We start from the raw sequence: 23956 nt of genomic DNA on the forward strand, positions 1-23956 counted from the left end.
GCGCGCTCTGGATGTTCCGCGGGGGCTCTGTCCCACGAGCTGAATCGATGACGTCTTTCATTCCCTACGATCTGCTGGGCTTCTGGTCGGAGTGGGTGCGGCCCTCGGCCGGCCTGCCGACCGTGCTGTGGTCGCTGCTGCTGGCGACCTCCGCCGCCGCCGGCCACCTGGTGCAGCGCTACATGGGCCTGCCCAAGGTGGTCGGCTATTCCATCGTCGGCACCGTGGTCGGCTTCGCCGGCTTCGAGGGCGCGATCTGGCCGCTGCAGGGCATCAGCCTGTTCCTGCTCGAGCTCGGCGTGGCGATCGTGCTGTTCGAGGCCGGCGGCCGGCTGCCGCTGCGCTGGTTCCGGCACAACCCGATGGTGCTGGTGCAGAGCCTGCTCGAAGCCACGCTGACCTACTTCGGCGTCTTCTGGGCGCTGCACTGGCTCGGCATCCCGGACCCGGTGGCGAACCCGATCGCGCTGATGGCGATCGTGGCCTCGCCGGCCGTGCTGAGCCGGGTGGTGATGGACACCCGGGCCTCGGGCCCGGTGACCGAGCGCGCCATGACGCTGGCGACGCTCAACACCTTCTACGCCCTCGTGCTCGGCTATGCACAGGCCAGCCTGATCGAGCATGCGCCCACGGGGCTGCTGCAGAAGCTCAATCCGGTCGGCGTGGTGCTGGGGCTCTCGTTCGTGGTCGGCGCGCTGATGGCGCTGTCGCTGCGCTCGGCGTTGCGGGTCATGAGTCCGGCCAGCGAAAACACCTCGATCCTGCTCCTGGCCATCATTGCCGCCGGCGCCGCGCTGGCCGCGCATTTCGGCGGCTCGGCGCCGCTCGCGGCCCTGATCGGCGGCGTGCTGCTGAAGGCGCTGAACCCCAAGCCCTGGGCCTGGCCGCGCCAGCTCGGTACCGCGGCCTCGCTGCTCACGATGCTGATGTTCGTGCTGGTCTCGATCGTCGCCGCGCAGGCCGACTGGAGCCTGCCGGTGGCCAGCGTGGTGCTGAGCGTGATCGGCGTGCGCGCCTTCGCCAAGATCGCCGGCGTGGCGATCGCCAATCCGGGCAGCGGTGCGAGCTGGAAGCAGGCCCTCTGGGTCGGCTGCGCGATGTCGCCGCTGTCGTCGATCGCGCTGCTGATCACCTCCGCCTTCGTCACCGCCTCGCCGCTGCTGGGCCCGATGATCACGCAGATCGCCCTGCCGGCGATCCTGCTGATGGAGGTGCTCGGCGCGGTGCTCGCCACCATCGCCATCCACGGCGCCGGCGAAAGCTCCAAACCCTGGACGCCGGAGGTCTTCGGCACCGTGGAGGACACGCAACGATGAGCGCAGCGATGAACCCACGCACCATCGATCCGCGGACCGGAGCGCCCGCCAACACCCCCGCCAGCCGGGTGGTTCCGCTCGAGCCCTTCAACAAGTCGGTGGCGCTGTCGCTCGGCGTCGAGCTCGAGCTGCAGCTCGTCAACACCCACGACTACGACCTCGCCCCCTATGCCGAGGACATGCTGCGGCTGATGGCGAAGTCGCCGCTGCCGCTGCCGGGCAGCGTGGTCCCCGAGATGACCTCGAGCATGATCGAGATCTCCACCGACGTCTGCCACTCGGCGCTCGACGTGATCGCGCAGCTGACGCCGATCCGCGACGCGCTGGTGCGCAATGCCGACAAGCTCAACATCGCGGTGGTCGGCGGCGGTACCCACGCCTTCCAGCAATGGCACGAGCGGCGCATCTACGACAAGCCGCGCTTTCGCGCGCTCTCGGAGCTCTACGGCTACCTGTCGAAGCAGTTCACGATCTTCGGCCAGCACGTGCACATCGGCTGCCCCGATGCCGACTCGGCGCTGCTGATGCTGCACCGCATGTCGCGCTACATCCCGCATTTCATCGCGCTGTCGGCGTCCTCGCCCTTCGTGCAGGGGCAGGACACGCAGTTCGATTCGGCGCGGCTCAACTCGGTGTTCGCGTTCCCGCTGTCGGGCCGGGCGCCCTTCACCCTCAGCTGGCGCGAGTTCGAGAACTACTTCATGCGCATGACCCGCACCGGCGTGGTCCGCAGCATGAAGGACTTCTACTGGGACATCCGGCCCAAGCCCGAATTCGGCACCATCGAGATCCGGGTCTTCGACACGCCGCTGACCGTCGAGCGCGCCGCCGCGCTGGCCGGCTACGTGCAGTCGCTGGCGGCCTGGTTCCTGCAGGAACAGCCCTTCACCCCGACCGAGGACGACTACCTGGTCTACACCTACAACCGCTTCCAGGCCTGCCGCTTCGGCCTCGACGCGCTGTATGTGGACCCGGCCAGCGGCGAGCACATGCCGCTGCGCGACCACATCCTGATGACCATGACCCAGCTCGAATGGCACAGCGAAGCGCTCAATGCCACGCAGGCGCTCGGCGAGCTGCGCACCAGCGTGGAAGCCAACCGCAACGACGCGCGCTGGCTGCGCGAACGGCAGGGCAAGGAGCGGCTCCTGGCGGAGGTCGTGCGGCAGGCGGCGCTGCGCTTCCGGACTTCGGCGGTATGAGGACCGCATGAGCAGCACCGGCGAATTCGACCTGATCGCGCGCTACTTCACGCGCCCCGCGCAGCGCTCGCCGCTGGGCGTGGGCGACGACTGCGCATTGCTCGCCCCGGCACCGGGCATGCAGCTAGCCGTGTCCTCCGACATGCTGGTCGAAGGGCGGCACTTTCTTTCGACGGTCGACCCGGCGCGGCTCGGCCACAAGGCGCTGGCGGTCAACCTCAGCGACCTCGCAGCCTGCGGCGCGAAGCCGCTGGCCTTCACGCTGGCGCTGTCATTGCCCTCGGTCGACGAAGTCTGGCTCGAAGGCTTTTCGCGCGGCCTGTTCGCGCTGGCCGATGCGCACGGCTGCGAGCTGGTCGGCGGCGACACCACGCGCGGGCCGCTCAACCTCTGCATCACCGTGTTCGGCGAGGTGCCGGCCGGTGCGGCGCTGTTGCGCTCGGGCGCCAAGGCGGGCGACGACATCTGGGTCAGCGGCACGCTCGGCGATGCGCGGCTCGCGCTCGAGGTGTTCCGCGGCACGCTGGCGCTGCCGGCCGAGCTGTTCGAACTGGCACGCGGCCGCATGGAGCGGCCAACCCCGCGGGTCGCGCTGGGCCTGGCCCTGCGCGGCATGGCCTCGGCGGCGGTCGACGTCAGCGACGGGCTGGTCGGCGACCTCGGCCATGTGCTGCGTGCAAGCGGCGTCGGGGCGCGGATCGACGCCGACGCGGCGGCCGCCCTGCTGGCGCTGGGCGCCCACCCGCAAGCCGCGGCGGCCGGCCTCGACCGGGACGCCCGGCGCGCCTGCGCCCTGGCGGGCGGCGACGACTACGAACTCGCCTTCACGGCACCCGCTTCGGCGCGCGCCGCGGTCGAGCAGGCGGCCCGCGCGAGCGCCACGCCGGTCACGCGCATCGGCGTCATCGAGCCCGAGGCGGGGCTGCGCCTGGTCGATGCCCAAGGCGCCCCCGTGGCGCAGCGCTTCGCGTCCTTCGACCACTTCGCCTGAGCGGGCTCGGGCCGTTCAGGCGCGCCGCCGGCGTTCCATCGGTACCTCTTCGAGCACCGCGAACGCGGAATCGATTTCGAGCTCGTTCAGCACGCAGGTCAGTCCGCGGTAGAGCTGGTCGGGAGACACCGGCTTGTGCAGCAGCGGAACGCCGCTGGCACGGGCCTCGCGCAGCCGCTGCGGTGCGGTGTCGCCGGTGATCAGCAGCGCGGGCAGGCGCTCGCCGAACTCGGCCCGCAGCGTGGTGATCGCCTCGGCACCGGTGCGGAGTTCGCGCAGGCGATAGTCGCTGATGACCAGCCCCGGCGGGTTCGCGCGCGCCAGCGCCAGGGCCTCCTCGATCGAGTCGGCGACGTCGCATTCGCAGCCCCAGGCGCTCAACAGCTGCCGCATGCCGGCGCGCACCGCTTCGTCGTCATCGATCACCAGCACCCGGACGTCGAAGACGCGCGCGTGGCCCGCGGCAACCTCCAGCCCGGCGCTCGCCACCCCCATCTGCGCGAGCGGCAGCGCGAGCCGGAAGACGCTGCCGCGCTGCGGCTCGGACACCAGCGACAGCGTGTGGCCCAGGGCACGCGCCAGGCCCTGCGCGATGGCCAGGCCCAGCCCCAGGCCCTTGCGCCGGTCGCGCTCGGCATTGCCGAGCTGATGGAACTCGCGAAAGATCTCGCGATGCTGGGTCGGCTCGATGCCGATGCCGGTGTCCCAGACCTCGATCAGCAGCTCGCTGCCGCGCCGGCGGGAGGCGACCAGCACCCCGCCGCTGTCGGTGTAGCGGATCGCATTCGACACCAGGTTGCGCAGGATCAGCGCCACCAGCGCCGGGTCCGAGCGCACCGCCGCATGGGTCTCGCGCGAGCGGTAGACGATGCCCTTGGCGTCGGCCTGCGGCGCCAGTTCGTTCTCCATTCGGTTGAGCAACGGCTGCAGCGGGAAGTCCTGCATCTGGGGCTCGACCACGCCGGCCTCGATGCGCGAGAAGTCGAGCAGGGTGTCGAGCATCTCGGCCGAGGCATGCCAGGTGGCGCGGGCGTTGGCCAGGGCGTCGTACTGGGCGGCCGACAGCTTGCTGCGGGCCAGCACCTCGAGGAACAGTCCCTGCGCATGGATGGGCTGGCGCAGGTCATGGCTGGCGGCGGCAAGGAACTTGGACTTGGCCAGGTTGGCCTGGTCGGCCTTCAGCTGCGCCGCCTGCGCATGGCCGGTCTCCACCTGCAGCCGTTCGATCAGTTCGAGGTTCTCGAAGCGCAGGTCGATCGCCGCGCGCGCCGCCCGGGCGCTGTTGCGCGCCTGGCCGAGCAGCGTGGCGACGTAGAGCACGGCAGCCACCCCCAGCGCGTTGTAGGCCGGGTCGCCCAGCAGCACCAGCTTGGCGGCCACCACGGCCACCTCGACCGTGCCGAACACGACGAACACCGGCAGCACCGGCGACAGCGAGGACATCGAGCTGCCGGCGACGCCCGCGAGCACCGCGATCACAAGAATGCTGCCGGTGACCGAGGTGGTGCCCAGCGCCACCCACGCCAGCGCGCCCCACGCGGCGGCGTCGATGAAGTTGAGCGTCATCTGCCGCCACACCAGGCGGCGCGCGCGCTCGTACGAGATCTCGCAGGCCAGCGTGCGGCGGGCATCACGGGCGCAATACAGCTTGATCAGGATCACCGTGCCGGCCCAGAGCCGCAGCGCCAGCGCATTGCTGTCGTTGGAGAGCACCCAGACCAGCAGCAGCGCGACCAGGATCGTCGGGATGACCGAACTGCCGATGTTGCCGAGCTGCAGCCGGAGCTGCTCGACCAGCGTGCGCCCATCGGCCAGGCGCGGGAATCTGGACATCAGGCGACCAGCCCCCTGCGGCGCGCCGCGAAGCCCGCTTCCGAACGGCTCGACACCTGCAGCGCCGCCAGCACCGCCTGCACGTGCCCGCGCACCGTGTTCTCCGACAGCCCGAGGCGGCGTCCGATGACCTTGTTCGGCAGGCCCTGGCACAGCAGGTCGAGCACCTCGGACTGGCGTGGCGTCAGCAACTGGGGCGACCCGCCGCCCGTCGGCGCCGGCGTGCCGGCGGTGGTCGGCTCGCCGCGCCGCAGTTGTTCGATCACGGTCAGGATGTTGTCGGCGGTGCCGGCCTTCGAGACGAAAGCCGCCGCGCCGCGCTCCGACGCCATCCGCACGTTGTGCGGCCCGGCATCGGAGGACAGGATGACCACCGCCGCCTGCGGCCATTTGCGCTTTACGAGCGCGATGCCCTCGAGCCCGTTGAGCCCTTGCAACTGGATATCGAGCAGCACCAGCGCGGGTTCGTCCATCGCCGAGCGAAGCCCCTCTTCCAGGGAGCTCGCCTCGGCCACCTCCAGCTCGGGAATGCCGGAGGCGAGCACCATGCGGAGCCCGCAACGGAACAACGCGTGGTCGTCGATGAGAAGAATTCGGGCGGGCAGCATGACGCGACGATTCTGCGCGAAGTCGAACCGGTCCAAATGGACTATTTACCCACGGCCGCCTTGCCGCGACGATTCAGGCGCCAAAGCCAATCCGTTGACGAACCACTGCCTGCGCCCCGCCGAATGAAGCCCTTGATCGACATCCAACGCATCGGACCGGATGCCTACTGCCACCGCATCAGCGCTCAGGGCGGTGCGGCGCAGGAGGCCAGCCGCGACTTCGTCGCGCTGGAGCATTGCCTGCGCGATGCGGGCGAATCGCTGGGCCGCTATTTCGCGCAGGTGGAACTCAAGTTCGACGGCCTGTTCCTGGGCGCCTGCGCCGTCGATGCGCTGCGCACCACCCCCCAGGCCGTGGCCCGCCGCATTTCGCAGCATTTCCAGCCGGCCTGATCGCCAGTCTCAGGCCGACGCCGGGCCGCCAGCGCGGCGAAGTCCGCGCTTCGCACGGACGGGCGGCCTGCAGCTTCCCCTTGGGGGGCAGCGACCACACGAAGTGAGGGAGCGTGGGGGCTCATCAGCCCCGCGCAGCAACAAAACGCTGCGCCAGCAGGGCCGCCAGCGCCGGCGCCAGCGCAAAACTTGCGAACAGCCACGCGGCCGCCGATTGCGCGCCCGCCGCGCCGCCGGGTTCGGTCAGCCCTGCGGCATTCGCCACCAGGCCGGCCACTGCGGCGCCGATCGCCATGCCGTAGAGCTGCACGGTCGTGATCGATGCCGACGCCAGGTTCTCCTCGCCAGGCCGCGCCAGCGTCAGCACCCGGGTCAGCAGATGCGGCCACCCCATGCCCACGCCAAAGCCGGTGCAGGCCAGCGCAAGACCGAGGCCGAGCGTCTGGAACACCGGCGTGAAGCGCACCACGGGCACGAGCAGCAGCAGCCCGAGCAGGCCCAGCGTGCTGACCACCGGGCCGAGGCGCAGCATGCGGTCGGCGCGCGGACCCGTGCGGCCCGCGGACAGCAGCGATGCGGCGCTCCAGCCGCCCGCCATCGCGGCCGTGAGATAGCCCGCGGCCAGCGGCGAATGGCCGTGCAGCGTCTGCAGGAAGTAGGGCACGAAGATCTCCGTGTCGGTGCCGATCAGGAGCAGCGCGACGCAGGCATAGATCGCACCGAACGCGGTGAAGGGCGCGTAGGCGCCGGTGGGCAGCAGCCGGACCGTCGCCCGCCGGTCGACGCGCGCCAGCACCACGCCCAGTGCCAGGCCGAAGAGCACCAGGCCGATCTGGCCGGGCAGCGTGTCGAACAGGCTCGCCGTCGCGACGCAGAGAGCCGAGGCGATCAGCAGCAGGATCTGGCCGATCGGCAGGGCGGCGCGCGGGGCCTCCCGCTCGGCCGCGCCGGCACGCGACGGCAATTGCACGCTGACGATCAGGGCCTGGACCAGCGCGACCGGAAGCAGGGCCCAGAAGGCCCAGCGCCAGTGGCCCAGTTGCGCGAAGACGCCGCCGACCGCGGGACCGCACAGGGTCGCGACGCCCCACATGCCTGAGACCAGCGCGACCGCGCGCGGCCACAGGCTGGCCTCGAACATGAAGCGGATCAGCGCATAGCTCAACGCCGCCAGCACGCCGCCGCCCAGCCCCTGCACGGTGCGCCCGGCCAGCATCCAGGCCATGCCAGGGGCCGTCGCGCAGCCGACGCTGCCCAGCACGAAGACCGCCAGCGCCGCCAGGTAGGTCCGGCGCGGCCCCAGTTCCTGGAGCAGGCGCACCGACAGCGATGCGCCGAGGATCGACGCCGCCACGAACAGCGTGGTGTTCCAGGCGTACCAGGCGACGCCGCCGATGTCCTGCACGACCGAGGGCAGCACCGTGGTCACGATGTGCACGTTGATCGCATGCAATGCGACCCCGCCAGTGACGGCGACGGCCCGCCAGGCGTTGCGCCCCGAGAACAATTCGCCCCATGAAGCGGTGCGGGTCGGGACGGCAGCGGAAGAAAGCGAGGTCATGGCGGAACGAGGCTGCCGGGCAGGCATATTATCAAAGCAACTGCTTGCATATTAGCAGTCACTCGCAATTAGACAAGTAAAATCTTGGGGAATATGACGTCCAGTTCCACGGCCGACCGCATCCTGCTGCTGCTGAAAAGCCGCGGCCCGACGTCGACGGCCGCGCTGGCCGCCTGGCTGCAGACCACGACCGAGGCGGTGCGACAGCAGGTGCACAAGCTGGCCGACGCCGGGCTGGTGCGCGGCGTCAGCGAGGCGCCCTCCGGCGTCGGGCGGCCGGGCCAGGCCTGGTCGCTGAGCGCCAGCGGGCACGCGCGTTTTCCCGACCGGCACGCCGAACTCACGCGGACGTTGATCGACACGGTGCGCGAGGTGTTCGGCGAAGCCGGGCTCGAGCAGCTCATTGCGCGGCGCGAGAGCGCTTCCCGCGCTGCCTACCTGGAAGCCTGCCGGGACCTGCAGGATCTGGAGCCGCGGCTGCGCAAGCTCGCCGCGCTGCGCGACGACGAAGGCTACATGGCACGGCTGGAGCCCGACGGCCACGATTGGCTGCTGATCGAGGACCACTGCCCGATCTGCGCCGCCGCCGAGACCTGCCAGGGCTTCTGCCGTTCCGAACTCGATGTGTTTCGCGAGGTCGCCGGTCCGCAGGGCCGCCTGCGCCGCGAGGAACATCTGATCGCAGGCGCGCGCCGCTGCGTCTACCGCATCACGCCGCTCCCCGCCTCCGGGCCAAAGATGCGCGACACTGCGGGCTGATGCAAGCCGATCCCGATTCGCCCTCTCCCGCCGTCCCGTTTCGCCCGACGCTGCGCTTCCTGTTCGCGCATCCCGCGCACCTGATCGCCCTGGGCTTCGGCTCCGGCCTGCCGCGCCACGCACCCGGCACCGTGGGCACGCTCTGGGCCTGGGTCGCGTTCCTGGTGATGGAGCGCTGGCTGTCGAGCGCCGCGATCGGCTGGGTGATCCTGGCCTCGCTGCCGATCGGCTGGTGGGCCTGCACGGTCACGGCGCGCCACATGCGGGTGGCCGACCCCGGCAGCATCGTCTGGGACGAGGTGGTCGCCTTCTGGATCGTGCTCTGGCTGGTGCTGCCCGGCGGCCTGCTGGCCCAGCTCATCGCCTTCGGCCTGTTCCGCTTCTTCGACGCCGTCAAGCCGGGCCCGGTCGGCTGGGCCGACCGGTTGTTCAAGCCCCACGGGTCCGACGCCGGGACGATGCGCTGGAGTGCCGCGGGCCTGGGCATCCTGTTCGACGACCTGGTGGCGGCCTTCTGCACGCTGCTGGTCATCGCCGCCTGGCGTGCATGGTGAAGTGACGATGAACCCCTCCCCGATCCCCCCTCCCGACCTCGACGTTCCCGCACTGGTGCTTCAGCTGGCCGAACTGCTGCAGCACCGGCGCTGGATGATGGCCACCGCCGAGAGCTGCACCGGCGGCCTGATCGCCGGCGCCTGCACCGATCTCTCCGGCTCGAGCGCCTGGTTCGAGCGCGGCTTCGTGACCTATTCGAACGCGGCCAAGGCCGAGCTGCTCGGCATCGACGCAGCACTGATCGAGGCCCACGGCGCGGTCAGCGAGCCGGTGGCGCGGGCCATGGCCGAAGGCGCGATCGCGCGCTCGCAGGCCCAGGCCGCGGTCGCGGTCACCGGCGTCGCCGGGCCCACCGGCGGCTCGCCCGACAAGCCGGTCGGCACCGTCTGGTTCGGCTGGTCGGTGGACGGCCGCGTGCGCACCGAGCGCCGCCGCTTCGACGGCGACCGCGCCACGGTGCGCGCGGCCACGGTGCAATACGCGCTGCAGACGCTCGCAGAGCTGGTGCGGAGAGCCTGAGCCCCCACGCTCCCTCACTTGGTGTGGTCGCGGCGACCGGCTGAATTAGGATGGCGCATGCGCACCGAACAAACCCTCCGCCGCCTCTATGACGCGTTCGCCGTGCTCGACGCCGACACCATGGCGAGCTGCTATGCGCCCGAGGCGCGCTTCGACGACGAGGCCTTCTCGCTGCGCGGAGCGCGCGAGGTCGGCGGCATGTGGAAGATGCTCTGCGGCGGCACAAAGGCCAAGGGCGCCGCGGTCTGGAAGCTCAGCTACCGCGACCTCGAGGCCGACGCCACGAGCGGCAAGGCGCACTGGGACGCGCACTACCTCTTCAGCGCCACCGGGCGCATCGTCGACAACGCGATCGACTCGCGCTTCACCTTCACGCCCGAGGGCCTCATCGCCACGCAGCGCGACCGCTTCGACTTCTGGCGCTGGTCGCGGCAGGCACTGGGCGCGCCCGGCCTGCTGCTGGGCTGGTCGCCGATGCTGAAGAAGAAGGTGCGCACCACCGCCGCGGCGAACCTCGCGGCCTTTCTCGCCCGCAACCCCTGACCTGCCTCCACGGAACACCCATGACCGACATCACGATCGCCGACAACCCCGCCGAGCACCGCTACGAGGCCCGCATCGGCGGCGAACTCGCGGGCTACTGCGAATACAACCTGCTGAGCGAGGCCATCATGTTCACCCACACCGAGGTGCTGCAGGCCTTCGAGGGCAAGGGCGTGGCATCGGCGCTCGCGCGTCACGTGCTCGACCAGGCACGGGCCGACGGCAAGCACGTGATTCCGGTCTGCCAGTTCATCGCCGGCTATATCCGCAAGCACCGCGATTACGCGGACCTGGTGCGCCCGGACGTGCAGCGGGCGTTCAAGATCTGAGGGCTCAGGCCCCCACGCTCCGCACTGCGTGTCGTCGCTGCCCCCCGAGGGGGCGCAGTCCGGCTTGGGGCGGCCCGGCGCCGGACTCCGGCCCCCACGCTCCGCACTGCGTGTCGTCGCTGCCCCCCGAGGGGGCGCAGTCCGGCTTGGGGCGGCCCGGCGCCGGACTGGCTCAGTCGCAGCGGTAGGTGACTTCCCCGGTCGGGGTGCCCGGCCCCTTGGCATCCAGGAAGCGCATCGGTGCGCCGAAGTTGCGGCAGTAGGCCTCCGCCTCCTGCGCGGTGGGCGACTTGAACACGCCGTCGCCGAGCCAGGTGACCCGCGGGGCGGGTCGCGACGCGCATCCGGCGGCGATGGCCGCAAGCGTGAGGAGGGAAAGGGTGGCGAAGGGTCGCATCGGGAAGCGCATGGTGGTGGCCGGACCGGCTCAGCCCTGATAGAACACTTCGACCTTGCCCTTGAGCTTGATCAGCAGTGGCTTGCCCTTGCGATCGAGCGTCCTGCCTGCGGGCACCTTGATCCAGCCTTCGCTGATGCAGTACTCCTCGACGTCCTTGCGCTCCTTGCCGTTGAATCGGATGCCGATGTCGTGTTCGAAGACTTCGGCGACGTGATGCGGGCTGCGCGGGTCGATCGACAGATGGTCGGGCAGCGGTGGCGGGGTGGGAGTGGTTTCGGTCATGAATGTGGATTTCTCGAAGGGCTCCATTTTGAAGCGTCCGGCGCCGGCAGCCAGGCGAACGCCACGGTGGCGGCGACCAGCAGCCCCGCGATGGTCGCCAGCACGGCGCGGAAGGCCTCGATGCCATGGGCCGCACCCCACGAGGCCGCGGCGCCCGTGACCCACTGCATCAGCGCCACGCCGAGGAACATCGCCATCGTGAAGACCGCCATCGCGCGGCCCGTGATCGCCGCCGGATAGGCCGCCCGCACGTCGGCGTATTGCCAGACGATGAAGCCTCCGAGCAGCCCGATCAGGATCGTGGCGCCGACATCGACCCAGGCCTGCGTGAAAAAGGCAATCGCCGCGAACAGCCCGGCGTAGACCAGGCTGCAGCCGATGATGCGGCGACGCCGCGCCGGACCGTCCCGGTCCAGCTGACCGAACAGGGGCGGCCCGACCAGCGAGACCAGCGAGACGACCAGCGCCACATGGCCGCTCTGCACCAGCGAATAGCCATGGCGCTCGATCAGGAGCGGCCCGAGCCAGAGCCCGCGCAGCGAGATGAAGGCCGCATAGGTCACGGCCCCCAGCACCATGATGCCGAACGTGTGCGGCAGCGCGAACAGGGCGCCGAACTGCCGCAGCGCCTGCGCCACCGACTCCTTCGGCGGGCTGTCCGGCCGCGCCGGCTCGCGCACCCGGTGCCAGATCGCCAGCCAGGCCAGCGCCGAGGCCGCCGCCAGGACGACGAAGCCCATGCGCCACGAGCGCTCCTGCACCAGCCACGCGAGCGGCGTGCCGGTCAGCAGCATGCCGACGCTGCCGATGCCCAGCACCAGCCCCGACACCGAAGCGAATCGCGCAGCGGGGAAATGCCGCGCGATGAACACCGTACAGACCAGGAAGGCCGGCGCGCAGCCGATGCCGATCAGCACCTGGCCGGCCACCAGCACCCCGTAGTCGGTGGACAGCGCCGACAGCAGTGCGCCCGCGATGGCGAGCGGGAACGCGGTCAGCACGGTGCGGCGCACGCCGTGCAGGTCGATGCCGATGCCCATGAAGAGCTGCATCGCGCCGAACGCGAAATGGAAGGCGGCCGAGAAGAGGCCGAGCGCCTGCGGCGAGAGCACGAACTCCGCCTGCAGCTGGCTGGCCATGATCGCGCCCACGGTGCGAAAGGCCTGGCTCAGCGCGAACGCGGTGCACAGCGCCAGGACCATGGCCCAGGCGGCGCGCGCAGACAACCCACCCGGTGCGGCGTTCAAGTGCCCGCCTTCGCCAGACGGATGTTCCAGGAGCCGCGCTGGGCGCCCCCGGCCGGCGCAGCCAGGCCCGTTGGTGAAACACCGCGGAACCGGCTTCGCCGGGCCGCTGGTGTTGCCCCCGGTAGGGGGTGGGCGGCTACACGAAGTGAGCCAACCTGGGGGCGAGCCCCTACGCCCCGTGGCACTTCTTGAATTTTTTTCCGCTGCCGCAGGGGCAGGGATCGTTGCGCCCCGGGGTCGCTTCCTTGCGGATCGTCTCCACGCGCGGCCCCATGCTGCGCCACAGCTGGCGCAGGTCGTACACGGCCCAGATCGCGGCGCCGAAGTCGTCGACCCGCTGCTGGCTCACGCTGGGCGGGCCGTCCTCGGCGTACATCGAGAGCGCGGGCTTGCCGGTGTCGTCTTCGGTCAGCGTGACGATGGCGTCGAGCGCCTCGTCGAGCATCTGCGCCGCTTCCTTGTCGCGCGGCGGCGCCCAGTCCTCGGGCCAGTTCTCGACCGCGAACATGAAGCCCAGCGCCCAGACCTGGGCGAAGGACGGGATCGCCTCGCCGGCCATCTCGGCGCGCTCTTCCTCGGGCAGCGCCGCGATCGCGCCGCGGGTGTCGAGCACCTCGGGCTGCCAGGTGCGCTCGTCGTCGAGCGACTGCACATCGGCGTCCAGGCCGCTTTCGATCTCGCGCCAGCGCCGCTTCCAGCGCCAGACGAACTCCATGTGCTGCGCCGGCACGAAGCCCTCGCCGAGCAGCACCGGCCAGTATTCCGCCGGCTCGATGGGGCGCCGGGTGCAGACCAGCGCGGCCATGAAGCCCTCGCAGAACTCCCATTGCGGCGTCTCGTCGTCGTGCTCGCGCAGGGCGTCGAGGACCTGGTCCTGGGCGTCGAAATCGTCGGGGCCGAGCGGTGCGTTGTCGGGCTGGGCGGGGGTCGGGGTGTCGGGCTGGGTTGTCATGGCGTTACGAATGCAGCCCTCTATGATGCAGCAAGGCTTCCGGAGACTCCCTATTTCGACATCGACGATTGCGCCGTTCCCGGCGCGCTACACCGCGTTCGCGCTGTGCGCGGCCGGCCTGGTCGCGAGCGTGGTGGCGGTTCTGCTCGTGCCGGACCGCTGGACCGCATGGATCGCCCTCGCGGTTTTCGGCGTGCTCTGCGGCACCGGCGTGCACGACCTGCGCCAGACCCGCCACGCCATCCTGCGCAACTACCCCGTCATCGGTCACTTGCGCTTCCTGCTCGAGTACATCCGGCCCGAGATACGGCAGTATTTCATCGAGAGCGACGCCGAAGCCGCGCCGTTCTCGCGCGCCCAGCGTTCGCTGGTCTACCAGCGCAGCAAGGGCGAGCCCGACAACCGGCCCTTCGGCACCCAGCTCGACGTCGCGATCGCCGGCTACGAGTGGATCAACCACTCGATGCAGCCGACGAAGCTGGCCGACCACGACTTCCGCATCGTCATCGGCGCGACGCCGAACCCGGCCTCGCCCGCGGGCGAAACCTGCACCCGGCCCTACAGCGCCAGCGTCTTCAACATCTCGGCGATGAGCTTCGGCGCGCTCTCGGCCAATGCCATCAAGGCGCTCAACCAGGGCGCGAAGATGGGCGGCTTCGCGCACGACACCGGCGAGGGCTCGATCTCCTCGCACCATCGGGTGCACGGCGGCGACCTGATCTGGGAGATCGGCTCGGGCTACTTCGGCTGCCGCAACGACGACGGCTCGTTCAGCGAGGAGCGCTTCGTCGCCAATGCGGGCGACCCGCAGGTCAAGATGATCGAGATCAAGCTGAGCCAGGGCGCCAAGCCCGGCCACGGCGGCGTGCTGCCGGCGCCCAAGGTGACGTCCGAGATCGCGGCCGCGCGCGGCGTGCCGGTGGGCGTCGACTGCGTCTCGCCGTCCTCCCACAGCGCCTTCTCGACGCCCACCGAGATGATGCATTTCATCGCCCGGCTGCGCGTGCTGTCGGGCGGCAAGCCCACCGGCTTCAAGTTCTGCCTGGGGCATCCGTGGGAATGGTTCGCGATCGTCAAGGCGATGCTGGAGACCGGCCTCACGCCCGATTTCATCGTGGTAGACGGTGCCGAAGGCGGCACCGGCGCGGCACCGGTCGAGTTCAGCGACCACGTCGGCGCGCCGCTGCAGGAAGGCCTGCTGCTGGTCCACAACACGCTGATCGGCGTCGGCCTGCGCGACCGCGTCAAGATCGGCTGCGCCGGCAAGGTGATCACCGCCTTCGACCTGGCGCGCATGATGGCGCTGGGCGCCGACTGGTGCAACGCGGCGCGCGGCTTCATGATGTCGCTGGGCTGCATCCAGGCCCAGGCCTGCCACACCGGCTTCTGTCCGACCGGCGTGACCACCCAGGACCCGGTACGCCAGCAGGCGCTGGTGGTGCCGACCAAGGCCGACCGGGTGCGCAACTTCCACCGCAGCACGCTGCATGCGCTGCAGGAACTGGTGCAGGCCGCCGGCCTCGACCATCCGCAGCAGATCACGGCCCACCACATCGTGCGCCGCATCTCCGACACCGAGGTGCGGCTGCTCAGCAACCTGGTGATGCAGGTGCAGCCCGGCGCGCTGCTCGGGCGGTTCGACGGCCAGCACAGCGTGTTCCGCACCTACTGGCCGCTCGCCAGCGCGCAGAGCTTCCAGCCTCTCGCCATGTCCCCATGAACCCGGTCAGACGGGGCGGATCGCCCACACGCGTCCAGATGCGCAAGGGCATGGCGTCGGCACCGGCGCCGCTGGAACCGGGCACGGCGCCGCAGCCCGGCGACTACGCCGAGTTCCTGCGCACCGCGCTGCCGCAGCAGGCGCGGGCGGTCGCCAGCCATCGTTTCGGCAACGAGCGGGTCTGGCTCAAGAAGGCCGGCCCGCGCCACGGCAAGCTGCGCTACCACCTGCTGGCGGCCATCGCCGGGGCGCTGCGGCTCGACGTCTTGCGGCCGGTGCCGAATCCGGGCGGCGAGGCGGCGATCGCGATCGAGGCCGACCGGCTGCGCCAGCTCGGTGCCGCGGGCCTGCGGGTGCCGGCGGTGCTGGCGCAGCAGGGCGACGGCCTGCTGATCTCCGACCTCGGCCAGAGCGGCCGCCCTCCGGTGGTGCTGCAGGAGCGGCTCGACCAGGCCGCCGCCGTGGGGCCGGTGGCGCTGCTGGCGACCTGGCGCGAGGGCCTGGCCGCGATCGCCATCGTGCATGCGCGCGAAACCTACCTGAGCCAGGCCTTCGACCGCAATCTGGTGCAGTGCCCGGACGGCACGATCGGCTACATCGATTTCGAGGACGACCCCGGAGAGACGCTGCCGCTGGCCGAATGCCAGGCGCGCGACTGGCTCAGCTACCTGCATTCCACCGCGATGCTGGTCGACGCCGCGTCGCCGCATGCGGCCGCCGCGCACTGGCACGCGATGCTGGACCAGGCGAGCGACGAGGTGCGCGACCGCCTGGCGGTCGCGGCGCGGCGCATGCGCTGGCTGCGGCACCTGCCCGCGGGCCGGCGCTGGGGGCGCGACACGCAGCGGGTGCGGGCCGTGGCGCGCTTGCTGGCGCGGTGGTACGGCGGCTAGGGCCGGCGCCAGTCCCTGGACACCTCGACGCCCCACGGCGCGAGCCGCTTGCGCATCGACAGCACGGCCCGGTCCTTGCTCAGCAGCCGTGCCCGCTGCGCCACCGCGAGGTCGATGAAGATCTGGTCGTCGGGGTCGCGGCAAGCGCAAGGCGCGCGTGCCGGCACGCCGTCGACCTGGCGCGTGCGGGCGTCGAAGGCCGCCAGGACCTCGCCCGCCGCCCGCCCCCGCGTCTTCAGGCGGGCGGCGATCAGCGGATAGTCGAGCACGCGCGCGAGTTCGTCGCGCATCGCCGCGGTGACGACCCATTGCAGCTCGCCGGCGTCCAGCGCCGCAGCAAGCGCCGCATGGCCGGGGTCGTCGAACACCAGCAGGTCGAGCGCGATGTTGGTGTCGATGACGACACCAGGCCGGCGCCGGGCCGCCCCAAGGCGGCCTGCGGCCCCCTCGGGGGGCAGCGACCCACACGCAGTGGGGGAGCGTGGGGGCTCAGGCCGGCGCCGGGCCGCCCCAAGGCGGCCTGCGGCCCCCTCGGGGGGCAGCGACCCACACGCAGTGGGGGAGCGTGGGGGCAATTCAGTCACGCCGCCTCAGCCGCGCTTCGGGATGCCTAGGCCGGCCGCGACCGCGGGCCGGGACAGGAACTTATCGAGGGCTCGCATCACGTTCGGGAAGTCGGCCATGCCGACCAACTCGCCGGCCTCGTAGAAGCCGATCAGGTTGCGTACCCAGGGAAAGGTCGCGATGTCGGCGATCGAGTAGCCGTCGCCGAGGATCCAGTCGCGCCCTTCGAGCTGCCGGTCGAGCACCTTCAGCAGGCGCCTGGCTTCGGCCACATAGCGGTCGCGGGGCCGCTTGTCCTCGTAGTCCTTGCCGGCGAACTTGTTGAAGAAACCGACCTGGCCGAACATCGGACCGATGCCGCCCATCTGGAACATCAGCCACTGGATCGCTTCGTAGCGGCCGGCGGGTTCCTGCGGGATGAACTTGCCAGTCTTGTCTGCGAGGTAAAGCAGGATCGCGCCCGATTCGAACAGCGCCAGCGGCCTGCCGCCCGGCCCGTTCGGATCGAGGATCGCCGGGATCTTGTTGTTCGGACTGAGCGAGAGGAATTCCGGCGAGGTCTGGTCGTTCGATTCGAAGCTGACCAGGTGCGGCTCGTAGGGCAGGCCGGTCTCCTCCAGCATGATCGACACCTTGACCCCGTTGGGCGTCGGCAGGGAATAGAGCTGCAGCCGGTCCGGATGAACGGCGGGCCATTTCTGGGTGATCGGGAAGGCGGACAGATCGGTCATGAAAATGCGGGTTTCTGCGAGAGCCGCATTCTGGCCCGAAACGCCAATCCGGGCCGACGCGTCAGACCTTCCGCGCCGACCCCGCCACCATGTCGAACCTGAACAGCCGGCATTCGATCGGCCCGTTCCACATCGGCACCCGGCGCGACTCCTTGAGCCGCATGCGCTTGGGCAACTGCAGGTCGGGCGTCAGCACCCAGGCGGTCCAGCCGGCGTAGTTCTTTTTCCAGTGGCTGGCGAGCTGGACGAAGAACTCGCCGCCATCCTCGGTCTGCGCGTCCTCGCGGCCGCGCGCCACGCCGCCGACCTCGATCCGCTCGCCGTAGGGCGGGTTCAGCACGATCACGCCCGACTCGGCCGGCGGCATGCGCTGCAGCGCATCGCCGCCGCGGAACTGGATCGCCGCCGACACGCCCGCGCGTTCGGCATTGCGCTCGGCGAAGTCGACCATGCGGTGCGAGACGTCCGAGCCGAAGATCGCCGGCGCGGGCTGCGTCGGCGCCGGCACCGCCCCGGCCTTCAGGGCCGCCCACACATGCGGCTGGAACGGCAGCAGCTTCTCGAAGCCGAAGCGCCGCAGCGAGCCGGCCGCGATGCCGGACGCGATCTGCGCCGCCTCGATCGCGATCGTGCCGCTGCCGCAGCAGGGGTCGTACAGCGGCTCGACAGAGACCGCACCGGTCTCCGGATTCCACCAGCCGCTGGCCGCCAGCATCGCCGCGGCCAGGGTTTCCTTGAGCGGCGCATCGCCCTTGTCCTGCCGCCAGCCGCGCTTGAAGAGCGGCTCGCCCGAAGTGTCGATGTAGAGCGTGCAGAGGTCGGTCGTGAGGTGCGCGAAGACGCGGCAGTCGGGCCACTGGGTCTCGATGCTCGGCCGCACGCCGCCCGCCTTGGCGCGGAAGCGGTCGGCGATCGCGTCCTTGATGCGCAGGGTGGCGAAGTTGAGGCTCTGCAGCGGGCTGTGCTGCGCCGTGGTCTCGATCTTGAAGGTCTGCTTCGGCGTGAACCAGATCTCCCAGGCGACGCCGCTGGCGATCGCGTAGAGGTCGTTCTCGCTGCGGTAGGGCGCCTGCGCGAGCTCGATCAGCACGCGCTGCGCGAGCCGGCTGTGGAGATTGAGCTTGAGCGCGTCGCGCCAGTCGGCGCGCACCCGCACCCCGCCGCGCAGCGTGAGCAGGTCCTGCCCCACGCGGCCGGTCAGCGCATGCACTTCCTGCGCCAGGAAATCCTCGACGCCGGCGGCGCAAGGGAGGAAAAGCGAAAGATCGTTCACCGTGCGATTGTCGCCTCGACGGAGCCCCCCGCCAGCGGCTTGCTGTTCTATAGTGGACCGGCCGATGAGCTCCTCGCCCCTCCCCGCATCCCCCGAGGCCTCCAGCGCCAACGGGTTTGCCATCCGCTGCGAGGTGCTGCGGCTCAGCGCCCAGCCCAGCGGGCTGGTGCTGCTCTTCCAGTTCCTGCTCGACTGCGGCGTGGCGGCGCTGTTCGCCTGGCAGTACTCGGTGCCGCACGCGATCGTCTGGATTGCGCTGATCGCCGCCACCACCGCCTACCGCGGCTTCTTCCCGCAGCGGCTGCCCCAGCCGCTGACCCCCGCGAACCTGCCGCCCGCCCTGCGCCTGCACACGCTGCGCATCGCGGTGCACGAAGGCGCCCACGGCCTGGCCGGCGTCCTGCTCTTCAACCCGGCCGATCCCACGGCGCAGCTGATGATCGGGCTGGTGGTGATGGCGATGACGCTGTCCTCGGCCTTCTCGGTCTCCTACTACACCCCGGCCATGCAGCTTGCGATCGCGCTGCTGCTGGCGCCGGTGATCGTCATGGGCCTGGCCTTCGGGGCGCCGACCATGAAGGTGCTGTCGGTGCTCGGCATCGGCCTGCTCGCGATGGTCTGGAAGCTGGTGTCCGAGCGCGCCCGCCAGCTCGAGGAGAACATCGGCCTGCGCCACAACGAAAGCACGCTGCGCGCGCGGGCGCTGGCCGGCCTGCACGCGTCGCAGCAGGCCCAGGCCGAGCGCCTGCGCTTCTTCTCGGCCGCCAACCACGACCTGCGCCAGCCCGTGATGGCGATGGGCCTGCATGCCGAGGTGCTGCGCCAGCAGTTGAGTGCCGGCGAGGACACGCTCAGCGTGCTGGGCACCGTCGCCGCGCTGTCGAAGGCCCAGCAGGCGCTCGAGGGGCTCACCGACCAGCTGCTCGAGATCGGGCGCATCGAGGCCGCCGCCGACCCGATCTCGCCGGTGGCGGTCGCGCTGGCGCCGCTGTTGCACGAGTTCGCGCGCCAGGCTGCCAGCGGCCGCGTGCGGGTGCGCTGCCCGGCGACCGCCGTGGTCTGGACCGATGCGGTCGCGCTGCGCCGGATCCTCGGCAACCTGGTCGACAACGCGCTCAAGTTCACGCCCCGGGGCCGCGTGCTGCTGGCCTGCCGCCAGCGCGGCGAGGCCTGGCGGATCGAGGTCCGGGACGCCGGCATCGGCATCCCGGCAGAGGCCCAGGAGCGCGTGTTCGGCGACTTCGAGCAGATCGGCAACGTCGAGCGCAACCTGCAGCGCGGCCACGGCCTGGGCCTGGCGATCGTGCGGCGGCTGGCATTGCGGCTGGGCGTCGAGATCATGCTGCGCTCGGCGCCAGGACGCGGGTCGGTGTTCGCCTTCGTGCTGCCGGCCGCGCCGCAGGGCGTGCCGCTGGCGCCCTCGCCCGCCGCGGGCGTCGAGCCCGCATTGACGCCGCAGACGCGGAGGCTCGCTCCCGGGCTGGTCGTGCTGGTGGTCGAGGACAACCTCGTGGTGGCCGACAGCATCGCGGCGCTGCTGCGCCTCTGGGGCGCGCGGCCCGAGGTCTGCACCAGCGCCGCCGAGGCGCTCGCGCTGCCCGATCTCTCGGTCTTCGGCATCGCGCTGTGCGACATCCGGTTGCCCGGCGAACTCGACGGCATCGCGCTGGCGACCGAGCTGCAGCGCCGACGCCCCTCCCTCGCCATCGCGCTGGTCTCGGCCGACATCGACGACGCCACCCAGCAACTGGCCCGCGAGCGCGGCTGGCAGGCGCTGCGCAAGCCGGTGCAGCCCGCGATGCTGCACGCGCTGCTGCGGCAGGCGCAACGCTGAACCGCCTATGCTTCGGCCATGCCCGACGCGCTGCCGACACCCTTGGTCGATTCCAACGACGCCCCGCGCTACGGCCCGGTGGCGATCGCCCTGCACTGGCTGCTCGCGCTGACGATCCTCGGCGCCGTCTGCCTCGGCCTGTCGATGACCGGTCTGCCGCTCTCGCCGCTGCGACTCAGGCTCTACAACTGGCACAAGTGGGCCGGCATCACGATCCTGGCGCTGTCGGCCGTGCGCCTGCTGTGGCGCCTGTCCCACCCGCCGCCGTCCCTGCCGGCGCGCATCCGGGCGGCCATGCCGGGCTGGCAATGGGCGGCGCACCGCGGGTTGCACCTGCTGCTCTACCTGCTTTTCTTCGCCGTGCCGCTGCTGGGCTGGGCCTACAGCTCCTCGCTGGGCTTCCCGGTCGTGTGGCTGGGGGTGCTGCCGCTGCCGGACTTCGTGCCGGTCGACAAGGATTTCGCCGAGGCGGTGCTCAAGCCGCTGCACAAGATCGGCGCCTTCGGCCTCGCCGCGGCGGCGCTGGTCCACGCCGCGGCCGCCCTCAAGCACCACTTCGTCGACCGCGATGGCCTGCTCGACCGCATGTCGCCCCTTTCACCCCGGCAACGTCTCCCATGACCCTCCTTGCCATGGCCTGCCGCGGGTGGTGCGCGGCGGCGCTGATCGTCGCCGGCACGGCCGCCGCCGAGCCGCCGGCACCGGCGAAACTGCTGCCGGCCCCGAGCCGGATCGCCTTCGTGTTCAAGCAGATGGGCGTGCCGGTGGAAGGCGTGTTCAGGAAGTTCGATGCCCGGATTGCCCTCGACCCGCGCAAGCCCGAAGACGGCAGCGTCGCGCTGCAGATCGATGTCGCCAGCGCCAGCCTGGGCATCCCGCAGACCGATGCCGAGCTGCCCAGGCCCACCTGGTTCGACAGCGACCGTTTCCCGAAGGCGGAATTCCATTCCAGCGCCATCAAGGCGCTGGGCAGCGGCCGCTTCGAGGTCGCCGGCCGGCTGACCATCAAGGGCAGCAGCCGGGACGTGGTCGTGCCGGTGGAGATCATGCAGTCCTATGGCCAGTCGACCGCGACCGGAAGCCTTACGATCCAGCGCCTCGCCTTCAGGATCGGCGAAGGCGAATGGACCGACACGTCGATGGTGGCCGACGACGTGCAGGTGCGCTTCAAACTGGTGCTGACCGGCCTCGGCCCGCTGTGAAATCCTTCGATGTTTCCACCTTCATCCGAAAGCGCGCCATGAAGAAATTGCTCACACTCGCCGCGCTGGCGACCGCGGCGGCACTGGCCGGCGCCCAGCACGCACCCGAGGCGGCCGCCAAGCCGGCCGGCGGCCCTGCCAAGGGCGCGAGCTACGTGGTCGACCCGACCCACACCTTCGTCAACTACGAGATGGGCCACTACGGCACCACCACCAACCGCGGCCGCTTCAGCACCAAGGACGGCCAGGTCAAGATCGACCCTTCGGGCACCGCCGGCAAGATCGACATCACGATGGACATCAGCTCCATCAACACCGGCGTCGACCTGCTCAACCGGCACCTGCTGAGCAAGGACTTCTTCAACGTGGCCGAGTTTCCAACCGCCCGCTTCGTCGCCGACCAGATCGACTTCAGCGGCGACAAGGTCACGCAGGTCAACGGCACGCTCACCTTGATGGGCAAGAGCCGCCCCGTGGCGCTCAAGGCCAACCGCTTCAACTGCTACCTGAGTCCGCTCATCAATCGCCAGATCTGCGGCGGCGACTTCGAGACCACGGTGGAGCGCAGCCAGTGGGGCATCAGCTGGGGGCTCGCCTTCGGCTTCGAGGACAAGGTGAGGCTGCTGGTGCAGGTCGAGGCCATCAACATCCAGTAGCGCTACAGCAGGCTCTCCGGCGCCAGCGGCGCGAGCAGTTCCAGCATCACGCGGTCCCACAGGCCCGAGTCGGGCTCCACGGTGAGCACGTCCTCGGCCTCGCCCTCGCGGCTGACCCATTCGAGCGCTTCGCCGCCGTCGGCGAAGCGCACCCGGTAGGCGCCCTGCTGCTTCAGCACGTCGAGCAGCTTCAGGACCTGCTGCGCCAACTCGGGGCTGGCGATGAACAGGCCGATCTCCGTGTTGTGGGTGTCCGAGCGCGGATCGAAGTTCATCGAGCCCAGGAACAGCGCCCTGCGATCGAAGATCGCCGCCTTCGCGTGCAGCCGGCCGACCTGCGAGCCGAACAGGCCGAGCCGCACGCTGCGCTTGGTGCGTGCCGAGCTCAGCTCGTGGATCTCGACGCCGAGCCGCAGCATGTCGGGCCGGTAGCGCCGGTAGCCGGTCTGGACCAGCGGCTCGTCGGTGGCCGCCAGCGAATTGGTGACGACGCTGATCCGGACCCCGCGCCCGCGGACCTCGCGCATCACCTCCAGCCCCGCCTGGCCCGGGATCAGGTAGGGCGACACCAGCGTGACTTCGGCGCGCGAGCGCCGCATCTGCTCGATCACGTTGTAGCGCACGCTGTCGACGTCGAGCAGCGGCACCCCGCCATAGGAGGCGGTCTTGCCGACCACACGGTCGGGCGAGTCGGCATAGGCCTCGGCCAGGGTCCAGATCAGGCCGAGCCGGGCGCCGTCCTTCAGCTCCGGCCCCAGCGGCGCGTAGCCCAGCACGTCGTTCGGTGCCGGCGGGCGCGGCGCCGCCGTGGTTGCGGGGCCGGTGGCCTGATCGAAGCGCTGCTGCAGCTCCTCGCGCGGCAGCGAGGATGCGACCACGCTGCCGATCGGCCGCACGTAGGGGCTGTTCCAGTACAGGTCGAACAGGCTGCCGAGGCGTTTCACCAGGGCGCCGGCGACGAAGGTGTCGATGTCCAGGAAGTTCGCGCCGGCGGTCTGCGTGAAGTACTGGCTGCCGATGTTGCGCCCGCCTGCCACCGCCATCGCGCCGTCGGCGATGAAGAGCTTGTTGTGCATCCGGCGATTGACGCGGTCGAAGTCGAACAGCGAGCTCGAGAAGCGCTGCAGCAGGCTGCCGCGGCCGGCTGGGAAAGGGTTGAACAGCCGCAGCTCGAGGTTCGGCGTGGCGGCCAGCGCCAGCAGCAGGTCGTCCTCGCCCGAGGTGTAGAGGTCGTCCATCAGGAGCCGCACGCGCACGCCGCGCAGGGCCGCATCGCGCAGGGTGCGCAGGAAGTAGCGGCCGGTGTCGTCGTTCTCGATCTGGTAGTACTGGACGTCGAGCGTGCGCTCGGCGCGGCGCGCGAGCTGCAGCCGCGTGTCGAGCGCGAAGTCGCCGCCGGGCATGAGCCGGAAACCGCTCAGATCCGGATCGGGCGACGAGGCCTTGACGATCCGGCCCAGCGCGGTCGCGCCCGAGGCCGTGATGGCACTCGAGGGCGGGCGCTCGACATCGGCCGGCAGCATCGCGCAGCCGCCGACCAGAAGCACCGCCGCCGCCAATGCCGCACCGAGCCGCCACCCGCGCACCAGCACG

26 protein-coding genes are annotated in these 23956 nt (G+C 70.8%); 15 read left to right on the forward strand and 11 right to left on the reverse strand.

Annotated features, from left to right (window positions below):
- Window positions 1–47: 47 nt before the first annotated feature.
- The 3 genes from AC1D2O_RS26540 to thiL are packed head-to-tail and all read left to right on the forward strand — an operon-like array spanning window position 48 to window position 3509.
- Complete coding sequence (locus tag AC1D2O_RS26540; RefSeq protein ID WP_478090382.1) at window positions 48–1316, forward strand: cation:proton antiporter; 1269 nt, start codon at window positions 48–50, stop codon at window positions 1314–1316.
- Complete coding sequence (locus AC1D2O_RS26545) at window positions 1313–2518, forward strand: YbdK family carboxylate-amine ligase (protein WP_478158169.1); 1206 nt, start codon at window positions 1313–1315, stop codon at window positions 2516–2518. The genes AC1D2O_RS26540 and AC1D2O_RS26545 overlap by 4 nt, the downstream gene beginning before the upstream one ends.
- A gap of 7 nt (window positions 2519–2525) precedes the next feature.
- A complete protein-coding gene (gene thiL, locus AC1D2O_RS26550) occupies window positions 2526–3509 on the forward strand; it encodes a thiamine-phosphate kinase (protein ID WP_478158170.1) in 984 nt (327 codons plus the stop codon).
- Between the two features lie 15 nt (window positions 3510–3524).
- On the opposite strand, the gene AC1D2O_RS26555 is transcribed toward thiL, so the two are convergent.
- Both AC1D2O_RS26555 and AC1D2O_RS26560 read right to left on the reverse strand, forming a co-directional pair.
- The gene (locus tag AC1D2O_RS26555; RefSeq protein ID WP_478087261.1) at window positions 3525–5342 is read right to left on the reverse strand and encodes an ATP-binding response regulator; all 1818 of its coding nucleotides are present in this window, start codon (window positions 5340–5342) and stop codon (window positions 3525–3527) included.
- Window positions 5342–5950, reverse strand: coding sequence for a response regulator (locus tag AC1D2O_RS26560; protein ID WP_478087259.1), 609 nt, complete (start codon window positions 5948–5950; stop codon window positions 5342–5344). Before AC1D2O_RS26560 ends, AC1D2O_RS26555 begins: the two co-directional genes overlap by 1 nt.
- Before the next feature lie 123 nt (window positions 5951–6073).
- Here AC1D2O_RS26560 and AC1D2O_RS26565 point away from each other — a divergent pair, with 123 nt between their 5' ends.
- A complete protein-coding gene (locus AC1D2O_RS26565; RefSeq protein ID WP_478087257.1) occupies window positions 6074–6343 on the forward strand; it encodes a hypothetical protein in 270 nt (89 codons plus the stop codon).
- A gap of 124 nt (window positions 6344–6467) precedes the next feature.
- Here the strand turns inward: AC1D2O_RS26565 and AC1D2O_RS26570 are convergent, their stop codons facing one another.
- Entirely contained in the window at window positions 6468–7904 is a 1437-nt protein-coding gene (locus AC1D2O_RS26570) for an MFS transporter (RefSeq protein ID WP_478087255.1), read from the reverse strand.
- A gap of 93 nt (window positions 7905–7997) precedes the next feature.
- On the opposite strand from AC1D2O_RS26570, the gene AC1D2O_RS26575 reads away from it, so the two are divergent.
- From AC1D2O_RS26575 to AC1D2O_RS26595, 5 genes are read left to right on the forward strand one after another with little or no spacing between them, the layout of a single operon-like run.
- Entirely contained in the window at window positions 7998–8663 is a 666-nt protein-coding gene (locus tag AC1D2O_RS26575; RefSeq protein WP_478087254.1) for a helix-turn-helix transcriptional regulator, read from the forward strand.
- On the forward strand, window positions 8663–9217 hold the full coding sequence (locus tag AC1D2O_RS26580; protein WP_478087252.1) for a phosphatidylglycerophosphatase A family protein: 555 nt from the start codon (window positions 8663–8665) through the stop codon (window positions 9215–9217). Before AC1D2O_RS26575 ends, AC1D2O_RS26580 begins: the two co-directional genes overlap by 1 nt.
- Window positions 9218–9224: 7 nt before the next feature.
- The gene (locus tag AC1D2O_RS26585; protein WP_478087250.1) at window positions 9225–9737 is read left to right on the forward strand and encodes a CinA family protein; all 513 of its coding nucleotides are present in this window, start codon (window positions 9225–9227) and stop codon (window positions 9735–9737) included.
- A gap of 57 nt (window positions 9738–9794) precedes the next feature.
- Window positions 9795–10280, forward strand: coding sequence for a nuclear transport factor 2 family protein (locus AC1D2O_RS26590; RefSeq protein WP_478087248.1), 486 nt, complete (start codon window positions 9795–9797; stop codon window positions 10278–10280).
- A gap of 20 nt (window positions 10281–10300) precedes the next feature.
- Window positions 10301–10609: a GNAT family N-acetyltransferase gene (locus AC1D2O_RS26595; protein WP_478087247.1), complete on the forward strand. Its 309-nt coding sequence runs from the start codon at window positions 10301–10303 to the stop codon at window positions 10607–10609.
- Between the two features lie 172 nt (window positions 10610–10781).
- On the opposite strand, the gene AC1D2O_RS26600 is transcribed toward AC1D2O_RS26595, so the two are convergent.
- From AC1D2O_RS26600 to AC1D2O_RS26615, 4 genes are all read right to left on the reverse strand, one after another.
- Window positions 10782–11006 carry a hypothetical protein gene (locus AC1D2O_RS26600; RefSeq protein ID WP_478158171.1) on the reverse strand — a complete coding sequence of 75 codons (225 nt, stop codon included), beginning with the start codon at window positions 11004–11006 and terminating at the stop codon, window positions 10782–10784.
- A gap of 30 nt (window positions 11007–11036) precedes the next feature.
- The gene (locus AC1D2O_RS26605) at window positions 11037–11291 is read right to left on the reverse strand and encodes a DUF3297 family protein (RefSeq protein ID WP_478087244.1); all 255 of its coding nucleotides are present in this window, start codon (window positions 11289–11291) and stop codon (window positions 11037–11039) included.
- Complete coding sequence (locus AC1D2O_RS26610) at window positions 11288–12493, reverse strand: MFS transporter (protein WP_478158186.1); 1206 nt, start codon at window positions 12491–12493, stop codon at window positions 11288–11290. The genes AC1D2O_RS26605 and AC1D2O_RS26610 overlap by 4 nt, the downstream gene beginning before the upstream one ends.
- 214 nt (window positions 12494–12707) lie before the next feature.
- Window positions 12708–13490 (reverse strand): UPF0149 family protein, encoded by a 783-nt coding sequence (locus tag AC1D2O_RS26615; protein WP_478087243.1) that lies wholly within the window; start codon window positions 13488–13490, stop codon window positions 12708–12710.
- Between the two features lie 10 nt (window positions 13491–13500).
- Between AC1D2O_RS26615 and AC1D2O_RS26620 the strand changes: the two genes are divergently transcribed.
- Window positions 13501–15210 carry an FMN-binding glutamate synthase family protein gene (locus tag AC1D2O_RS26620; RefSeq protein WP_478158172.1) on the forward strand — a complete coding sequence of 570 codons (1710 nt, stop codon included), beginning with the start codon at window positions 13501–13503 and terminating at the stop codon, window positions 15208–15210.
- The gene (locus AC1D2O_RS26625; RefSeq protein ID WP_478158173.1) at window positions 15207–16103 is read left to right on the forward strand and encodes a BUD32 family EKC/KEOPS complex subunit; all 897 of its coding nucleotides are present in this window, start codon (window positions 15207–15209) and stop codon (window positions 16101–16103) included. The genes AC1D2O_RS26620 and AC1D2O_RS26625 overlap by 4 nt, the downstream gene beginning before the upstream one ends.
- Here AC1D2O_RS26625 and AC1D2O_RS26630 read toward each other — a convergent pair.
- The 3 genes from AC1D2O_RS26630 to AC1D2O_RS26640 form a co-directional block, all read right to left on the reverse strand.
- Window positions 16100–16561, reverse strand: a complete 462-nt coding sequence (locus tag AC1D2O_RS26630; protein WP_478087264.1) for a putative toxin-antitoxin system toxin component, PIN family — start codon at window positions 16559–16561, stop codon at window positions 16100–16102. The two genes, AC1D2O_RS26625 and AC1D2O_RS26630, sit on opposite strands and share 4 nt — an antisense overlap.
- Window positions 16562–16693: 132 nt before the next feature.
- A complete protein-coding gene (locus AC1D2O_RS26635) occupies window positions 16694–17398 on the reverse strand; it encodes a glutathione S-transferase N-terminal domain-containing protein (protein WP_478087237.1) in 705 nt (234 codons plus the stop codon).
- A gap of 61 nt (window positions 17399–17459) precedes the next feature.
- Complete coding sequence (locus AC1D2O_RS26640; protein ID WP_478087235.1) at window positions 17460–18671, reverse strand: THUMP domain-containing class I SAM-dependent RNA methyltransferase; 1212 nt, start codon at window positions 18669–18671, stop codon at window positions 17460–17462.
- A gap of 64 nt (window positions 18672–18735) precedes the next feature.
- On the opposite strand from AC1D2O_RS26640, the gene AC1D2O_RS26645 reads away from it, so the two are divergent.
- From AC1D2O_RS26645 to AC1D2O_RS26660, 4 genes are read left to right on the forward strand one after another with little or no spacing between them, the layout of a single operon-like run.
- Window positions 18736–20505 (forward strand): sensor histidine kinase, encoded by a 1770-nt coding sequence (locus AC1D2O_RS26645; protein ID WP_478087233.1) that lies wholly within the window; start codon window positions 18736–18738, stop codon window positions 20503–20505.
- An 18-nt stretch (window positions 20506–20523) separates the two neighbouring features.
- Entirely contained in the window at window positions 20524–21126 is a 603-nt protein-coding gene (locus AC1D2O_RS26650; protein ID WP_478087231.1) for a cytochrome b, read from the forward strand.
- On the forward strand, window positions 21123–21707 hold the full coding sequence (locus AC1D2O_RS26655) for a YceI family protein (RefSeq protein ID WP_478087229.1): 585 nt from the start codon (window positions 21123–21125) through the stop codon (window positions 21705–21707). The genes AC1D2O_RS26650 and AC1D2O_RS26655 overlap by 4 nt, the downstream gene beginning before the upstream one ends.
- Before the next feature lie 38 nt (window positions 21708–21745).
- Entirely contained in the window at window positions 21746–22363 is a 618-nt protein-coding gene (locus AC1D2O_RS26660) for a YceI family protein (protein WP_478087227.1), read from the forward strand.
- Between the two features lie 2 nt (window positions 22364–22365).
- Here the strand turns inward: AC1D2O_RS26660 and AC1D2O_RS26665 are convergent, their stop codons facing one another.
- Window positions 22366–23886, reverse strand: coding sequence for a phospholipase D family protein (locus AC1D2O_RS26665; RefSeq protein WP_478087262.1), 1521 nt, complete (start codon window positions 23884–23886; stop codon window positions 22366–22368).
- Between the last annotated feature and the right edge of the window lie 70 nt (window positions 23887–23956).

The organism is Variovorax sp. P1_G12, assembly GCF_056405555.1.

Bases quoted from the DNA above. Each gene is read 5' to 3' on its own strand.
- AC1D2O_RS26570 (WP_478087255.1), bottom strand. From the start codon at position 7,904: ATGACCTCGCTTTCTTCCGCTGCCGTCCCGACCCGCACCGCTTCATGG.
- AC1D2O_RS26555 (WP_478087261.1), bottom strand. From the start codon at position 5,342: ATGTCCAGATTCCCGCGCCTGGCCGATGGGCGCACGCTGGTCGAGCAG.
- AC1D2O_RS26650 (WP_478087231.1), top strand. From the start codon at position 20,524: ATGCCCGACGCGCTGCCGACACCCTTGGTCGATTCCAACGACGCCCCG.
- AC1D2O_RS26605 (WP_478087244.1), bottom strand. From the start codon at position 11,291: ATGACCGAAACCACTCCCACCCCGCCACCGCTGCCCGACCATCTGTCG.
- AC1D2O_RS26645 (WP_478087233.1), top strand. From the start codon at position 18,736: ATGAGCTCCTCGCCCCTCCCCGCATCCCCCGAGGCCTCCAGCGCCAAC.
- AC1D2O_RS26590 (WP_478087248.1), top strand. From the start codon at position 9,795: ATGCGCACCGAACAAACCCTCCGCCGCCTCTATGACGCGTTCGCCGTG.
- thiL (WP_478158170.1), top strand. From the start codon at position 2,526: ATGAGCAGCACCGGCGAATTCGACCTGATCGCGCGCTACTTCACGCGC.
- AC1D2O_RS26600 (WP_478158171.1), bottom strand. From the start codon at position 11,006: ATGCGACCCTTCGCCACCCTTTCCCTCCTCACGCTTGCGGCCATCGCC.
- AC1D2O_RS26565 (WP_478087257.1), top strand. From the start codon at position 6,074: ATGAAGCCCTTGATCGACATCCAACGCATCGGACCGGATGCCTACTGC.
- AC1D2O_RS26585 (WP_478087250.1), top strand. From the start codon at position 9,225: ATGAACCCCTCCCCGATCCCCCCTCCCGACCTCGACGTTCCCGCACTG.
- AC1D2O_RS26595 (WP_478087247.1), top strand. From the start codon at position 10,301: ATGACCGACATCACGATCGCCGACAACCCCGCCGAGCACCGCTACGAG.
- AC1D2O_RS26560 (WP_478087259.1), bottom strand. From the start codon at position 5,950: ATGCTGCCCGCCCGAATTCTTCTCATCGACGACCACGCGTTGTTCCGT.
- AC1D2O_RS26660 (WP_478087227.1), top strand. From the start codon at position 21,746: ATGAAGAAATTGCTCACACTCGCCGCGCTGGCGACCGCGGCGGCACTG.
- AC1D2O_RS26665 (WP_478087262.1), bottom strand. From the start codon at position 23,886: ATGCTGCCGGCCGATGTCGAGCGCCCGCCCTCGAGTGCCATCACGGCC.
- AC1D2O_RS26545 (WP_478158169.1), top strand. From the start codon at position 1,313: ATGAGCGCAGCGATGAACCCACGCACCATCGATCCGCGGACCGGAGCG.
- AC1D2O_RS26540 (WP_478090382.1), top strand. From the start codon at position 48: ATGACGTCTTTCATTCCCTACGATCTGCTGGGCTTCTGGTCGGAGTGG.
- AC1D2O_RS26635 (WP_478087237.1), bottom strand. From the start codon at position 17,398: ATGACCGATCTGTCCGCCTTCCCGATCACCCAGAAATGGCCCGCCGTT.
- AC1D2O_RS26580 (WP_478087252.1), top strand. From the start codon at position 8,663: ATGCAAGCCGATCCCGATTCGCCCTCTCCCGCCGTCCCGTTTCGCCCG.
- AC1D2O_RS26575 (WP_478087254.1), top strand. From the start codon at position 7,998: ATGACGTCCAGTTCCACGGCCGACCGCATCCTGCTGCTGCTGAAAAGC.
- AC1D2O_RS26610 (WP_478158186.1), bottom strand. From the start codon at position 12,493: ATGGTCCTGGCGCTGTGCACCGCGTTCGCGCTGAGCCAGGCCTTTCGC.
- AC1D2O_RS26655 (WP_478087229.1), top strand. From the start codon at position 21,123: ATGACCCTCCTTGCCATGGCCTGCCGCGGGTGGTGCGCGGCGGCGCTG.
- AC1D2O_RS26625 (WP_478158173.1), top strand. From the start codon at position 15,207: ATGAACCCGGTCAGACGGGGCGGATCGCCCACACGCGTCCAGATGCGC.
- AC1D2O_RS26620 (WP_478158172.1), top strand. From the start codon at position 13,501: ATGCAGCCCTCTATGATGCAGCAAGGCTTCCGGAGACTCCCTATTTCG.
- AC1D2O_RS26615 (WP_478087243.1), bottom strand. From the start codon at position 13,490: ATGACAACCCAGCCCGACACCCCGACCCCCGCCCAGCCCGACAACGCA.